This window comes from Microcoleus sp. FACHB-SPT15, assembly GCF_014849525.1.
Lineage (GTDB): Bacteria > Cyanobacteriota > Cyanobacteriia > Cyanobacteriales > Coleofasciculaceae > Symplocastrum > Symplocastrum torsivum.
Window position 1 is genome coordinate 43,744 of record NZ_JACJNU010000051.1, and the last position, 13,855, is coordinate 57,598.

General features: G+C 45.8%; 15 protein-coding genes and 1 riboswitch. Of the genes, 5 read left to right on the forward strand and 10 right to left on the reverse strand.

Translation table 11 applies throughout. The features are described from left to right. Nucleotides 1–62: 62 nt before the first annotated feature. Nucleotides 63–1,085: a hypothetical protein gene (locus tag H6F98_RS18140; protein WP_192220104.1), complete on the forward strand. Its 1,023-nt coding sequence runs from the start codon at nt 63–65 to the stop codon at nt 1,083–1,085. Here H6F98_RS18140 and H6F98_RS18145 read toward each other — a convergent pair. The 6 genes from H6F98_RS18145 to H6F98_RS18170 all read right to left on the reverse strand — a co-directional run bounded on the left by H6F98_RS18145 (nt 1,082) and on the right by H6F98_RS18170 (nt 3,150). Beyond that, nucleotides 1,082–1,378: an HNH endonuclease gene (locus H6F98_RS18145; protein ID WP_192220105.1), complete on the reverse strand. Its 297-nt coding sequence runs from the start codon at nt 1,376–1,378 to the stop codon at nt 1,082–1,084. The genes H6F98_RS18140 and H6F98_RS18145 overlap by 4 nt on opposite strands. Continuing rightward, nucleotides 1,372–1,599 (reverse strand): hypothetical protein, encoded by a 228-nt coding sequence (locus tag H6F98_RS18150; RefSeq protein WP_192220106.1) that lies wholly within the window; start codon nt 1,597–1,599, stop codon nt 1,372–1,374. The genes H6F98_RS18145 and H6F98_RS18150 overlap by 7 nt, the downstream gene beginning before the upstream one ends. A 39-nt stretch (nt 1,600–1,638) precedes the next feature. Next, nucleotides 1,639–1,974: a XisI protein gene (locus tag H6F98_RS18155; RefSeq protein WP_192220107.1), complete on the reverse strand. Its 336-nt coding sequence runs from the start codon at nt 1,972–1,974 to the stop codon at nt 1,639–1,641. Next, a complete protein-coding gene (locus tag H6F98_RS18160; protein WP_192220108.1) occupies nt 1,962–2,375 on the reverse strand; it encodes a XisH family protein in 414 nt (137 codons plus the stop codon). The genes H6F98_RS18155 and H6F98_RS18160 overlap by 13 nt, the downstream gene beginning before the upstream one ends. A gap of 88 nt (nt 2,376–2,463) precedes the next feature. Then, the gene (locus tag H6F98_RS18165) at nt 2,464–2,601 is read right to left on the reverse strand and encodes a hypothetical protein (protein ID WP_192220109.1); all 138 of its coding nucleotides are present in this window, start codon (nt 2,599–2,601) and stop codon (nt 2,464–2,466) included. Nucleotides 2,602–2,802: 201 nt separating this feature from the next. Beyond that, nucleotides 2,803–3,150: a DUF4278 domain-containing protein gene (locus H6F98_RS18170; RefSeq protein WP_192220110.1), complete on the reverse strand. Its 348-nt coding sequence runs from the start codon at nt 3,148–3,150 to the stop codon at nt 2,803–2,805. Between the two features lie 34 nt (nt 3,151–3,184). Then, nucleotides 3,185–3,273: riboswitch (Glutamine riboswitch) on the reverse strand. 288 nt (nt 3,274–3,561) lie between these two features. Between H6F98_RS18170 and smpB the strand changes: the two genes are divergently transcribed. Then, complete coding sequence (smpB, locus tag H6F98_RS18175) at nt 3,562–4,029, forward strand: SsrA-binding protein SmpB (RefSeq protein ID WP_192220111.1); 468 nt, start codon at nt 3,562–3,564, stop codon at nt 4,027–4,029. Between the two features lie 132 nt (nt 4,030–4,161). On the opposite strand, the gene H6F98_RS18180 is transcribed toward smpB, so the two are convergent. Beyond that, nucleotides 4,162–5,607 (reverse strand): IctB family putative bicarbonate transporter, encoded by a 1,446-nt coding sequence (locus H6F98_RS18180; protein WP_192220112.1) that lies wholly within the window; start codon nt 5,605–5,607, stop codon nt 4,162–4,164. 106 nt (nt 5,608–5,713) lie between these two features. Here H6F98_RS18180 and H6F98_RS18185 point away from each other — a divergent pair, with 106 nt between their 5' ends. Next, entirely contained in the window at nt 5,714–5,983 is a 270-nt protein-coding gene (locus tag H6F98_RS18185) for a hypothetical protein (protein WP_192220113.1), read from the forward strand. Between the two features lie 6 nt (nt 5,984–5,989). Here the strand turns inward: H6F98_RS18185 and H6F98_RS18190 are convergent, their stop codons facing one another. The 3 genes from H6F98_RS18190 to btpA all read right to left on the reverse strand — a co-directional run bounded on the left by H6F98_RS18190 (nt 5,990) and on the right by btpA (nt 10,623). Next, nucleotides 5,990–8,158 (reverse strand): CHASE2 domain-containing protein, encoded by a 2,169-nt coding sequence (locus H6F98_RS18190; RefSeq protein WP_192220114.1) that lies wholly within the window; start codon nt 8,156–8,158, stop codon nt 5,990–5,992. 559 nt (nt 8,159–8,717) lie between these two features. Then, on the reverse strand, nt 8,718–9,713 hold the full coding sequence (locus H6F98_RS18195; RefSeq protein WP_192220115.1) for a vitamin K epoxide reductase family protein: 996 nt from the start codon (nt 9,711–9,713) through the stop codon (nt 8,718–8,720). Nucleotides 9,714–9,774: 61 nt separating this feature from the next. Beyond that, nucleotides 9,775–10,623, reverse strand: coding sequence for a photosystem I biogenesis protein BtpA (btpA, locus tag H6F98_RS18200; RefSeq protein ID WP_192220116.1), 849 nt, complete (start codon nt 10,621–10,623; stop codon nt 9,775–9,777). A gap of 261 nt (nt 10,624–10,884) precedes the next feature. On the opposite strand from btpA, the gene rimO reads away from it, so the two are divergent. Together rimO and H6F98_RS18210 are read left to right on the forward strand one after the other, a co-directional pair. After that, nucleotides 10,885–12,225, forward strand: coding sequence for a 30S ribosomal protein S12 methylthiotransferase RimO (gene rimO, locus H6F98_RS18205; RefSeq protein ID WP_192220117.1), 1,341 nt, complete (start codon nt 10,885–10,887; stop codon nt 12,223–12,225). Between the two features lie 116 nt (nt 12,226–12,341). Then, entirely contained in the window at nt 12,342–13,739 is a 1,398-nt protein-coding gene (locus tag H6F98_RS18210; protein WP_192220118.1) for a DEAD/DEAH box helicase, read from the forward strand. Nucleotides 13,740–13,855: the final 116 nt, after the last annotated feature.

Here is a 13,855-nt window from a genome sequence, read left to right on the forward strand (position 1 = left end):
ATAACCGCCAAACTGTCCTTGGATTTGCTTCATTTAGGCTGGCTATACGATCGCAGACAGGTATGAATGTTAAGCAAAAAGCAGATGTTGGGTTTCCTTCATCAACCCAACTTAGAAGATTTGCGATAATGCGAGAAAAAACTTTTTCACAGATGAACATGAGTTTGCCTTCGGAAGTTGTTTTGAGCTTGGCTATAACAGGTTTAATCGGTCTCTGGCTTATTTGGCAGAGCGTGATGATCAGTTATCAAGTTGATATATTAGACACACTGAGCAATTGGTTTAATAAGAGATTCATTATTTTGCCTTCAATTCTCTTTATAATAACTCCGTTTCTGGTTCCGTATCTGATTAAGCAAATATCAGAATCTCGTAACGGATTAATCATTGCTCCGCTCGATAGAGCATTGACAATTTTAGCAACTGCTTCAAGTATATTTATTGGAAATAGATACTTGGAAAGCTTTAGAAAAAGACAAGAACAGAAAAAAATAGCTAAACTGCTTATTTCAAGTATTCAAGGACATCTAGAACAATTGCAGGTGATTCTCACCTACCTTAGCGGAACTTTGTCTGAATCAGATGCACAGTTAATTGGCGTAGAAGCCAATCAAATTCAAAATGATTATATTTATGAATCAGCTCTAAAGCAAATTGGAGTATTTGACCTTAAAGATGTAAATCTCATTTCTAAGTACTCTAGAACCTTAAGTTCTATTTTGAGAGACATACTAACAAGCTATGACAAGGAAAAAAAGTTTACGAATGTAACATTTCAAGCGTACTCGAAAAGAAAAACTGAGGCGCTTATGATAGACGCTAAACTCTGCATTATGGCTTTAAGCAAAAGAATACTCCAAGATGATGACCAGTTCAACGAGTACAAGAAATTAGTTAAAAATGATTACAGCTCGACAAGGGTTCGTGGTGAAAAATATGAGTTTAATTCAGAAATGTATGACTCGTTAACGAGAAATGATCCCTTAAAAAGAACTGAATTGATGTTTGAGGAATTTGGTCTAATTGCTGAACTTGAAAACACCTATAAACTGAAGAAAATAGAATTGGAGAAATTGAAACTCTAAAACGAAATATTCGGTTTATCATTTACCCATTCACATTGCTTGTAATGCCACGCCAGTGATTCCTCATAAGGCCACAAACTTCTGTCTTGGGGAAGGTTCAGTCTCTTACCATTAAGTTCGCCATATTCCGTACTTCTTAATTCAGGTGCAAGGTATACTCGTTTTGTTTTTGGGTGAATCGTCAGTAAATAAAGGTCAAAAAGCGTATGAAGGTCACTACGAAGAAGTAAGCCATTGCCCACCTTATGCGTATCATTCCCTCTGTAAGGATAAATGTGAGCAGCTTCTAACATAACTTCTCAGTACTCGCACTAGCACTAGCCTTTCGTTTGCTCTCACCATCATCCACAAAGCAAATCGAGCAGGATTCAAATGATGCCACTTGGGAAGAGATGAAGGCGATCGCTCGCAACCAGACCAACATGAATGCGAACGTGTTGCTTCTGATGGCTATTGCGGGTGCGATCGCAGCAATTGCATTACCACAAATGCACTTCCGGAACGCGAGGAGCATAATAAGAAATTGAATATTTTGCTCCTAGACGAACTCAACTTACGCAATCGCATAACCTGTATATTGACGAACTTCAGGAGGATGAAACGCGAGAACAATTTTATCCTTTGGAACCCCTGCGGTAACTAACTCCTCTGTAATCCCGCCCTCAACACCATCCCGTTGAATCCAAATTTTGCCGTCAATAATCTGGATATGCACCACACAACCATGAATGCGCTGCACATCATCCCATCCAGTATTCATCAGAAGAAAATGATTCCGATCGGCATCAATAATGATTTGCTGCTCAATTTGCCCATACTTGTAGGGAATTGAGGCGTGTTCCCTCAAAATCCTTTCAATTGCGTCTCGGTAATAGTTCAGGGTATCCATTGCACAAGTTCCTCCGTTTTTTGATTGAAGACAATCAACTGTAAATCAGTCCGCCTGAGCAAAAGTTGACCGATTTCCTCTGAGAAGATATCGCGAAAAACAGTAAGGTTAATGGCAAGATAAAGCTTGCGTTCAGGCTCTTGCTCTTCTAGGATTTTGGAATATAAAACATATTGTCCTAGCGCATCTTCTAAGTCACTAACGGGTGAGGGACGTAAGAAACTTTTTACCTCTACTGCTATTTTGCGACCTTCCTTTTCAGCACCAAAGAGCTTTTCTGCACCCAGATCGATGTAAACGGAACGGCTACCAATTGCAAACCTTAACGGATCGTCAGTAATCGTCCATCCGTCTTTTTCCAAAGCAGCTCTCACCGTGTAATGATAAATATCCTTTGCCATTGCTGTGTATAGAGCATGAATAATAAGCACTCTACCGCCTCTAAGAAAACGGCAACCTCAGGGCTTACTCCCTTTCTATCCTTCTCAGTTAAGCACAATCAAGCTGAATAGATAGCGATCGCATCGTTCCCATCAGTGCGTCACAAGAGATGGTCGAGGCACTGAAAGCTTGCGGCGGCAATGTGAAGTTCACGGTACCCAGAAGCCGACCACGACTCGTGGACACAGACCTACAATAATCCAGCACTATTCGACTGGTTTATGCAGCATCAACGGGATAGGGTTGCACGTTCAAGCTAAGAGGAGAAAAACGTTCATTAATATGCAACAGCATAAAAAAACACCCTAGCAAGGGCGTTTTCATCAATTAAACTATGTCGTTACTGCTGGGATTAGATAGACTTTTACCCCAGCTTCGATTTCAGTACTAGCCGTGGTAAGTTGCCAACCCAATTGCTTCGGCAGAACGATGTAACATCGCTTGCTGACGATTTTGGTGCGTCCGTTGATGATTCAGCATCAGTGAACGAGCTTTATCCTGAGTAGACAATACAGGAGTCTTGGTTGGCTCAACAGTATTTGTCGTTGTATTGCCGCCAGTTTGATAAGAAACGCCACGGTACTTCAGGTTAACTGTGGGTTGCAGCATAGGTGGCTTTTTCAAATTGCGGAATCTCCAGTCCAAACCCCGATATTTACCGCCAATTTGACCTTCAGTGGTTTCTACTTTGGGGGGATTGTAGTCGTAGCTAACACCGCGATAAGAGAGTTTCATAGTATTCGCCTCGTTATGTAACGTGAGTTGGTGAGGCGCGTTCCTTCAGGATCTCTCCTTACTTCCGTCCCGCTGTCATTCCTGGTGACTTGCTTAACTACCGAATGCAGTGAGATGAACGTTTAGTTTCTGTATCTATTGTTACTGTTTTTAGACTAAACGTCAAGTTTGTTACAAAAATTTACAATGTATCGACGAATTCAGTAAACTGCCCTCTCAAGTACCAAAGAATTGTGACTGTCTTTTTCCCGTCGCCTGCTCATGGGGAACAAGAGGGGAGGGTACAGCAGATAAACTGATGAGTAGTGCCTCAAAAAGGTAAGGGTGTGACAGGTTGTAACACCCCAAGTGTCGCCCTGTGAAATGCTTCTATAATCACTAGTCCCTGAACCAGACGTAAAGATTGTTGATATGAGTGATAAAGATGATAGTTACAAAATTGTTAGTGATAATCGGCAAGCCCGTTTCCGATATGAAATTTTAGAGACTTATGAGGCGGGAATTGAGCTAAAGGGCACAGAGGTTAAGTCAATTCGGGAAGGCAGGGTAAACCTGCGAGATGGGTTTGCCTTGATTCGTGATGGTGAAGCATGGCTGCTGAATGTACATATCTCTCCGTATCAAAGCAGCAGCACTTATTTTAATCATGACCCCCTTCGCAACCGCCGACTACTGCTCCACCGAAAGGAAATCCGCAAGCTCATTGGTAAGGTGGAACAAGAGGGTTTAACGCTTGTGCCATTGAAGATGTACCTAAAACGAGGCTTCGTGAAAATTAGCCTAGGTTTGGGTAAAGGTAAGAAGCTTCATGACAAGCGCGAAACCCTCAAGGCGCGTCAGGATAAGCGAGACATGGCGCGAGCAATGAAGCGTGAGTAGCTGTTAGCTATAGCAAAAGGCAGAGGGCTTTTATGCAGAAGGGATGCCTATTGACTGGTCAGCGTTTCAGTATTTAGCGCAAGTCCTAATTTCCTTGGCGACTGCTATACCAGATTAGGAACTTACTTACAGTCAATTCAACTCATTATCCGCCTGCGTTGCAGGAACATAAGAGTCAAAAACCTGACCGTTGTTCGCTGAAGGTTGAACGCTGTAATAACTAGCAATAATTGCGACCATTAACCACCAGAGAGTATTTATTTCGGGTCGGTACCAGACAGTATCCACAAAACCGTGGGATAGTATCCCAGTCATGGCAGCGATCGCACCAATCAGCCAAAACCCATCTGGATTAGCCAGTACCCGCATACGACGCAATTGCTGGACTCCCTGATTGAATGTCACAACAAGCAGCCACAGGAAACAAGCACAGCCAATAAAACCCGTTTCTACAGCCACCTCTAGAATGATGGAATAGGCACTCAAGGCACTAAAGCGGGGACGCATGTACTGGGGATAGACTTTGTTAAACGCATCGTTACCAGGCCCAATACCGAGAACAGGGCGATCGCGAATCATCTCCACCACCGATGCCCAAACATTCATCCGGAAGTTATTACTACTATCTCCTCGACCAACAAATAGCCGCAAGACGCGAAGGCGTATCGACTCATCTAGCTGGATGGCTACGAGTAATAACCCAACCATACTCCCGAACACAATTGGCAATAACCAAGTGCGCCAGAAGGGAGGTAAATAATTTATCCACCAGTACCAGAGCAATATTATCAAGGTGACAAAAAGAACCCCAAAGCCGATCCAGCCGCCCAAGCTACCTGTGCGAAACAAGCAGTAGGAATTGACCACGACCATTATCAGTGCCAATGCCTTGGGAACCCAACCTCGCCAAGCAAAAACAGCAACTATTGATAACGCGATCGCAGGCAACAAATAGGAGGCAAGTAAGTTGGGGTTTCCCAAATAGCTATAAACTCGTGTCGATTTAGATAAGGGAGACTCTGGATCAACCCAGGTTGCCAGTGCCTTTGCCCCAAAAATCGACTGCCGTACCCCGTAAACACTAACAATAAGTGATACATGGAGGAATAGGGTAATAATCCCGGAACGGATGCGGGGCGATCTCAACACCCGTGCCATCAGGGCAAATAGCAGTAGATAAAGCGTTAACTTCACCAAGCCCGTAGCCGCTGCCATCTTCACCGGAGAAAGGGCAGTTGCCACTACCGCAATACTCCAGTACAGCAACACCACTAGATGAATTGGCGTTACCTTCAATGGCAGCCCTCTGTGGTAGACTGTCTCATCCGATAAAGTCAGTAACACCCAAAACGCTCCTCCTGCGACCAATAGAACGCCGATTAAAGCATTGGGGACAAACGGAGCCAAAGCCAACACCAATGCGACCAACAGCGCCCCTATTGGCTCAGACCACTGCATCAGCAAACTGTCCCGACGCCACGATTGCAGCAGTCCCACCAGCCGATACAAATAGCTAGCGCCTCGCCACTGATACAGATGTAAATTCGACAGAGTAAACTGTTGCCAAACTGAATTCATAAATTAAGAGTTGAGGTTAGGAATTAGCTTATTTCAAGTTGCGGTCAAACGTAGTAGACTGGCAAGAATGCAAGATTCTTGAGAAAAGCAGTAAGGACAAGCGCTCATGGCGAGTGTGATAGCGAAGCGAGAAGATCGTTCGCCCTACAGCCCTTCGGGCATCCTTCGGCAGGCGTTGCCGTTAGCGATAGCGGGCGCAGCGTCAGCGAGCAAGGGGGCGAAGCCCAGGATAGCGCAGATCGCAAAAAGAACACCTGATCTTACTACTCCTACTGAGCAAGACAACAATAAATTACTAACCATCTTTGTTTCTCCCCATCAGGACTTACGTCACAAATTTCCTCGTAGGGTGTGTTGTCTCAAAGCTGAACGCTAGCTTCATCTAAAGCGAATTAGAGAATTGATGTTGATTCCGACCTAGTTGCTTCGCACGATACATTGCCATATCGGCGTTCTTAATCAAGAGTTCTTCTCCCTGACCATCATGGGGAAAGATACTAATCCCAATACTGACAGTCACAAAAACATTGTGCCCTTCCAGTACAAAAACTTGAGATAAACTTTCTAAAATCTTTTCTGCAACAGTAGCAGCATAGTCTGCTTGAGGAATTCCCGGCACAATTACCGTAAACTCATCACCACCCAATCGTGAAACCACATCACTACTGCGTAAGCTACCAATAAGGCGTTGAGCAACAACTTTTAGCAACTGGTCACCAGTATCATGCCCTAGGGTATCATTAACCTGCTTAAAGCCATCTAAATCAAGGAACATCAGCGCTACTAGCTGGTTATTATTACTACGCGCCCAATCCAATGTTTGGCTCAAGCATTCGTAGAATCGTTTACGATTTCCAAGCCCTGTGAGAGGGTCATGATACGCTAGATAACGCAATCTATCTTCTGAAAGTTTGAGTTCAACATTAGAGCGAGTTAGTTCTGCGGCAGCTTGTCTCAACTCTTGTTCTGCTCGCTTACTCTTTGTAATATCTCGGATTACACCCACTAAAAACAGATTACCAGCCGCATCTTTATGGAGAGATTTTTTGGTAGAAATTAAATGAGTGGTGCCAAAAGCATCTGTAAATTCTGCTTCATTTTCTTGGGGTTCGCCTGTTTGGAAGACTAGTTCATCTTGATTCCAAAATATCTCTGCTTCGTGTTTAGGAAGAATGTCATAGTCTAACTTTTCCATTAATGTCTCAAGTGGATAGCCGATAAATTTACAGTAGGCTTGGTTCAAAATAATCCAGCGATGGTCTTTGTCTTTAACAAAAACAGGGTCAGGGATGTTGTTGATGACTGTTTGCAAAAATTCTTTAGAGCGTTTTAATTCTTCCTTGAGGTGGGCAAGATGAGTAGTAATGACAACTGCAGACCCCACTAAACCCAAGAGTGGAGGAATAAGCGGCACCCACCAACCCGCTAAAAACGCTAGATAACAGCCGCCCGACAGACTCGCACCTGCAAGGAGAAGACCAAGAGAGGCACGTCGAGGCGATCGCAATTTCCAGATCAGACTAGTACCCAAACTCGTCCACGCAAAAATCCACAACCATTCGACGGGAGTTCCCAAAACTCTGATCAAGGGACGTCCATCCAGTGTGGCACTCAAGATTTGACTGACGAAACTAGCGTGAACTTCAACCCCAGAAATCGGCTGAACTTCCTTAATCAGACTGCTGCTATAAGGCGTGTAGAAAAAATCTTGGAGACTTGGTGCTGTTGAACCAATCAGGATAATACGCGATCGCATTAAACTAGGCGGCACTCGACCTCTCAAGACATCAACCATTGACACCGTGCGGAAACTACCAGGACGACGGAAATTAGCTAAAACTTGATAGCCTTGAGCATTTGCCCGCACATAACCACCGTCATTGGACGTAAATGGGCGAAACACACTCTGACCCAATTGCAAATAGTTAGGATTAATCTCTGCCGGTTGCGGAGTAATTCCTTGCGCCTTCAGATAAATTGAAGCCAACTGAAGGGCAAAACTTTTACGATCTTCGCCCTTTATATGCCAATAGAGCAAACTGCGACGCACCTTACCATCAGGGTCAACTACAACATTATTGAAACCAACCTGCTTACGTTGATTTAACACTGGTGGAGGTGGAACGCCGGGACTCATGCTGTCTTGGAACTTCTCAATCCCGATTAAATTGGGGATTGTTTTAAACGCTTTGATAAATTCCGATCGACCCGGTTCAACTGGTAAATCACGATAGATATCCAGACCAATAGCGCGTGGCTGATAGCTATTTAATTTTTGCAGCAACTGAGCCATGACCTGATCAGGAATCGGCCATTGTCCTACCTGTTGTAGATCTGCCTCGTTAATCTCAACAATGACAATGCGATCGTCAATCCGTTCTGGAGGACGCAGGCGAAAGAGTTGGTCTAAGGCGGCAAACTCCGAGGCTTGTAGGATACCAATCAAGCGGAGGACAATGACAGCGCCTGTGACCCCAGCAGAGGTTATCAATAACCTGTGATCTTTCTGTGACCACTGTTTTAAGCGGCTCCATACACTTGCTTTTAACATCTGCCTGATTACAGGACTATCCCAAGATTGCAGTTCAACAAATCTTCCTAATCAAGTTGATTTGATATTCTTATATTTTCTCTTCAAGAACCTGATCATGTCAGCAGATAGCACAACTGGTCTTGATCACTCTGTTTAAAGTTGAAGATTGCTCTTTCGGTCTTAGCACGGTTTTTGCCAATGTCTCTGAAATAAAAGATCTCACTGAGGCGAGACAACGAATATAAGTTATGTTTCGTTGCCCTAGTAATTATCCAGGTAGAGAAATTCTCAAAAATTAGCTGAATAGTCAAATAGGGGCAAATCAAATAATTGTTCACCCCTATACTTTTTCAATCAATTGGTAACTCTTCTAATGACCCATGCTCGGATCACAACATCAACATATCTTTCCTAGGCACCTCCTTGGTTTCCTCGCCTAGAAGATGGGCGTCGAGTATAGCTTTTTACGGTATGGCAGTAGCCACAAATGTTGGGTCATTAACGGGAGAAGAGCGTTCCCCAGCTAGAGCTGATTTGACCCAAAGCTGACTGCTGATTGCTATACTTTGGGCTAAGGTTAACGGGTTGGCAGCGTGTACTTGAAGTTGCGTATTCCTTGATAACCCGTCAAATCAGCAAGTTCTTCCAGAGTTTTGGTCCCAGAAGTCAATTCACCATTAATTTGCCAACTTGGAAAGCCTTTCACTCCAGCCTCTGCACAAACTTGTGGTTGCCCGTTTTTGCCATCAGCCGCGCATTCAATGGCATTAAGCTCACTGAGTGCCTCTTTTCCAAATAGCTGCTTCTGCTCATAGCAGTGCGGACACCAGTAGGCAAAAAATGCCTTAGCACCAACTTGTTTCAGATGACGCGCCAGAGCAATTTCAGCTTCACCAGAGGTCGTTGTAATTTCCCATCCGCCAATTTCGGCTCGGGGTGCTTCATTCAAAGCGGTAATCGGGATTGGAGTAGCCCCCCCCGCTGCCGTTGCTATCGGTTTACCAACGTTAGCGTAGACACCTAAGGCGCTAATCAACGTCACCATCCCAACAATAATACCGACGAAGAACAATTGACCAGCATCCTCCCAACTCCGACCAATAAAAGTCAGCACTAACATGCTGAGGGAGAATAAAGCCGAACCGATGCAGTACAGACATACAGTTTTGATCTCAAAGGCAAGCAGATACATTAGGTAGCCACTGAAAATAGTCATTGCTGTGGCACCAGCAAAAAGCAGCAGCCAAGTCCAATCCTCTAATTTTGAGCGGAGTTCTTTCTGTTGCTGTACGTTCACTGCCAGTGGAGCTAGGGCAAATGTTGCCATACTGGCGTATGCCAGGAAGCCAAACAATGCTAGAGGCAAACCGAAAACCGTGGCATAGGGACTAGAAAGAACATCATTGCAGCCGGAAGCACCCGATGCCGCCGCACTAGCGGTACAAGCGGCTGTGCCACCTGTGAGTTTAACGATTGTTAGATAAGCCGTTAATAGGGCACCTACGGCAGCGATCGCACCGATTAGCTGACGAGACCAGCGATGAATCCAGGGAGCAGAACGTCGGCGACTCATAATCAGTTGTTAGTGGTTAGTTGTTGGTGGTTAGTTGTTCGTAGCTCATCGCTTAATTTACTTAAGAATGTAGCTTGAGTGAAGAAATGGGTTTCGGTTCGGCTTGATCAGAAACACTCCGTCGCACCGCTTCTACAAATTGACTGACGCGAATTGGGTCGATGGGTTGCTCGATTTTTCCACGTCGCTTTAGGGAACTCGATACAATTACCCCGTCTGCTGCCTGCATCAGGGTGGGAATGTTCTCCCAGCTTGCCCCACTACCAATGAATACTGGTGTTCCGTTAGCAGCGGCAGAGGCTAGCTCTAAGTCTTCTAAGCTAGGAGGGCTACCTGTCGCCCAGCCAGAGAGAATAACGCCATCGGCTAAGCCGCGTTCAATGGTTTCTTGCACCGCCGTAGTGAGATTAGGGGAGCCTAGGGGTCGTGCGTGCTTCACGAGAACATCGGCGAAAATTTTGACATCACTGCCGAGTTCCCGCCGATAGCGAAGTAACTGATGTGCCTGTCCCTCAATTAGCCCTTGGTCAGTTGCCATGATCCCCGTGAGGACATTGACACGAATAAACTGGGCGTGGACGCAGGTTGCGATCGCTAAAGCACTTTGGGCATCATTGCGTAAAACATTGATCCCCACTGGCAGCGTTACTAAATTCATCAGTCGCTGGACAATCAACGTCATCGCACTGACAACCGCTGGATCGACCTGATTCTTCGTAAACGGTGCGTCAAAAAAATTCTCAACGATTACGCCATCGACTCCTCCAGAAGCCAATGCCGTTACTTCTTGCTCTGCCCGGTTGATCACTGCCTTCAGGCTCCCTCCCCAACGGGGAGATGTGGGGAGCGGCAGCAGATGAACCACGCCAATAATCGGATTCGGTGTCTTGAAAATTTGATGTAAGTTCACTTATCTACCTGAAAACACCGGCTACTTTGTGCCTACCTATAATGTTCTCCCCTAAGGGGTCAGGTTGGTCATGGCATAAATAGTCTAAGTCTGTTGGATCTCTCAATAAAATTTTATCTACAATAAAGGCAGGGGTTTGTGAAAGGATAAGGAACATCCGGACTGGTGGAGTGTGGGTGAACCCAAAAGCTTAATAATATAAAATGCTTACTCTAGTTCTTAGAGCGCTCCCCACTCAATGAGTCGTCAACGAATAACCGCATGGGCAACAAGCCAACCATTGCCATCTCTCACTTGGGCTGCGAAAAAAATCGCATTGATACTGAACATATGTTGGGTCTGCTGGTACAGGCAGGCTATAATGTAGATACGAATGAAGAACTAGCTGACTACGTTATTGTAAACACTTGTAGTTTCATTGAAGCAGCTCGTACAGAATCTGTCCGTACACTAGTAGAACTAGCAGAAGCTGATAAAAAAATTGTCATCACTGGCTGCATGGCACAACACTTCCAGGAACAACTCTTGGATGAGTTGCCAGAAGCAGTTGCCGTGGTGGGAACCGGCGACTACAACAAAATCGTTGATGTACTTCAACGGGTAGAAACGGGTAAGCGTGTTAAGCAGATTTCGGCTAACCCAACTTACATAGCAGATGAGACAATGCCGCGCTACCGAACCACCTCGGAGGGCGTAGCTTATTTACGAGTAGCAGAAGGGTGTGATTATCGCTGTGCGTTCTGCATTATTCCCCATCTCCGGGGAAATCAGCGATCGCGGACAATTGAATCCATCGTCGCGGAAGCCGAACAATTGGCATCCCAAGGCGTTCAGGAATTAATCTTAATTTCCCAAATTACTACTAACTACGGTTTAGACCTCTATGGCAAACCTAAGTTAGCAGAACTCTTACGAGCTTTAGGTAAAGTAGACATCCCCTGGATTCGGATGCACTACGCCTATCCGACTGGCTTAACCCCAGATGTTATTCAAGCGATTCAGGAAACACCCAATGTTCTTCCTTACCTGGATTTGCCCCTACAGCACTCCCATCCGGAAATCCTCCGCGCCATGAACCGCCCCTGGCAGGGGCACGTTAATGACGCAGTGATAGAGCGCATTAAAATAGCGCTCCCCGATGCGGTGCTACGCACGACCTTCATCGTTGGCTTTCCTGGCGAGACAGATCAGCATTTTGAACACCTGCTGCAATTTGTCCAGCGCCATGAATTTGATCATGCTGGTGTTTTTACCTTTTCTCCAGAAGAAGGAACACCGGCTTACAGCTTGCCAAACCAACTGCCGCAAGACGTAATGGATGCTCGTCGAGATGCCCTCATGGCAGCTCAACAGCCCATTTCACTGAAAAAAAATCAAGGTGACCTAGGCAAGGTTGTGGATGTCCTGATTGAGCAAGAAAATCCCTCATCAGGCGAATTGATTGGTCGATCTGCTCGGTTTGCCCCTGAAGTAGATGGATTGGTCTATGTACAAGGCGACGCTCCCTTAGGGACAATTGTGGGAGTGGAAATTACTGATGCCGACATCTATGACCTGTATGGTTCTGTAGTCCCTAACCCAAAATTGTCAGTTGTCCGTTAAGCCTAGTTCCTTGTTTGTTGTCCGTAGTCTGTTGAATGTTCTCAACTGACAACTGACAGCTGAAAACAGATAACTGACATCCTTAAAACTGAAAACTAACAACGAACAACTAAACTATGACCCTTTCCTTTCAAAGCCTGGGCCTGTCCGAAGCTGCCATCAATCAACTGGAAACACTAGGCTTCACGACACCCACAACGATTCAAATCCAAGCGATTCCCCAACTACTTGCTGGACGTGATGTCGTTGGACAATCTCAAACTGGTACCGGGAAAACAGCCGCGTTTTCACTGCCGATGCTAGAGCGAATCGACACTGAAAATCGAGCAGTACAAGCTTTAATACTGACACCGACACGAGAATTGGCATCTCAAGTCGCTGAGGCAATTCGCACTTTCAGCAGTAATCGCCGTCTATCAATCGTCACCGTCTGCGGTGGTCAATCAATGGAGCGCCAAGTCCGCAGCCTACAACGCGGCGCACAAATTGTTGTCGGTACACCTGGACGAGTGATTGATTTGCTTGATCGGCGTGATCTCAAGCTCGATAACGTTAGCTGGGTCGTACTTGATGAAGCAGATGAAATGCTGAGCATGGGCTTCATTGATGATGTCAAAAAAATCCTCAAGCAAGCACCTGTTGAGCGTCAGACCGCTTGTTTCTCGGCAACCATGCCACGTCCAATCCGAGAGTTGGTCAACAAGTTCCTGAAATCACCAGCGACAGTGACCGTTGAGCAACCCAAAGCAACCCCATCACGGATTGAGCAGCGAGTTTACATCGTTCCCCGTGGCTGGACGAAGGCAAAAGCCCTCCAGCCGATTCTAGAACTGGAAGACCCGGAAGCCGCCTTGATTTTTGTGCGGACACGACGGGCAGCCGCTGAACTGACCAGTCAATTACAAGCCGCTGGTCACAGTGTAGATGAGTACCACGGCGATTTGAGCCAATCTCAGCGAGAGCGCTTGTTGTCCCGCTTCCGGGCAGGTCAAGTCCGTTGGGTTGTGGCAACTGATATTGCGGCACGAGGCTTAGATGTTGATCATCTTACCCATGTGATTAATTACGACCTCCCCGATCAGGTGGAAAGCTACATTCACCGCATTGGTCGGACGGGACGTGCTGGAAAGACAGGAATCGCAATTTCTCTGATTAGTTCGTTTGAGCGGCGTAAGCTGAACTTGATTGAGCGAAAAGTGCGGCAAACGCTGAACGTGTCACCAATCCCAACGCGATCGCAAATTGAGTCCCGGCGCTTGGAGAAACTGCAAGAACAGTTGCGTGAGGCACTATCCGGTGAACGCATGGCATCCTTCCTACCCGTAGTGCGGGATATGAGTGAGGAATACGATCCACATGCGATCGCAGCAGCCGCCCTGCAAATGGTCTACGACCAAACTCAGCCCGCTTGGATGGCTCCCGATTTCGAGCCACCCGTGGAACGCCCCAAAATCATCAAGCGGCGGATCGACAAGCCCCAAACCTCTTCAGCGACACCGAACCACTCACGGTAAACTAAGAGTTGATTGTTATTAGTTGTTAGTTGTTAGTTATAAAAACTACTTCTAACAACTAACAACTAACGACCAATAACCAACAACTAACCAATTGTGGCTTCAAGCTTGTCTAC